The sequence below is a fragment of the Achromobacter insuavis genome (assembly GCF_902859645.1).
GTDB lineage: Bacteria > Pseudomonadota > Gammaproteobacteria > Burkholderiales > Burkholderiaceae_B > Achromobacter > Achromobacter insuavis.
Window position 1 is genome coordinate 1 of the sequence record NZ_CADIJR010000188.1, and the last position, 925, is coordinate 925.

Annotated in this window: 1 protein-coding gene; it reads left to right on the forward strand. The window is 64.1% G+C overall.

The features are described 5' to 3' along the window. Nucleotides 1-143: 143 nt before the first annotated feature. A partial coding sequence (locus H0523_RS32050; RefSeq protein WP_180180328.1) for an IS110 family RNA-guided transposase occupies nt 144-925 on the forward strand: 782 nt, incomplete at its 3' end.

The window sequence follows — 925 nt, forward strand, 5'->3', positions numbered from 1 at the left end:
CCGGACTGCCACAACGAGAGCATCCCACCCCGCCTCACAGCGTCGATAAGGAATCTAGCGGCCTAGGACCGCCGATTGATCGCAAGGTAACGCCCGAGGCGAGGCTACCCCAGCGGACTAAACGTATCGCAGGGAGAGCCATCATGCAAATATCTGGCTGCTTTATTGGGGTCGATGTCGGTAAGTTCGAGTTGCAAGTGGCCGGCCACGAGGGCGCAATCGTGTCCGGGATCGTGCCCAACAACCGATCGGGCATCGTCGGTTGGCTCAAGCGTCTGCCGGCCAGCAGCGTGATCGCGATGGAGGCGACGGGGGGTTACCAGGAGTTGTTGGCCCGCCTGGCGCACGAGCGCGGCTTCGTGGTGTACGTCTTGAACCCGACGCACGTGCACCACTACGCGATCTCGCTGGGCAACCGAGGCAAGACCGACCGGCTGGATGCCCAAGTCATTGCCCAGTACATCGCGCAGCGCCACACCAAGTTGCACCGCTACGAGCCGATCTCGCCCGAGCTGCAACAGGTTCGGGCGCTTCAGGCACTGAGGTCAACGGTCGTGCGGGTCGGCACGTCCTTGAGACTGTCGGCGCAGCGCCATGGCTGCGCCAGCAAGCATCAGAAGCAGGCCCTGGCCAGCTTGAGCGCCTGGGCCGAGCAGCTCGAACGCGAGTTGATCGCCAAGATCAAGGCCCAGAGCGAGTGGGCCAAGACCTACGGTCTGTTGACCGGCATCTGCGGCATCGGGCCGATCAATGGGGCCGCCCTGACGGCGTTGTTCAACCGTATCCACTTCGCCAGCAGCGATGCGGCGGTGGCGTTCTGCGGGCTGGATCCGCGGCCCAACGAATCTGGCCGCAAAGTTGGCCGGCGACGCTTGAGCAAACAGGGCGACAAGGCCGCCAGGACGTTGCTGTACAACGCGGCCAG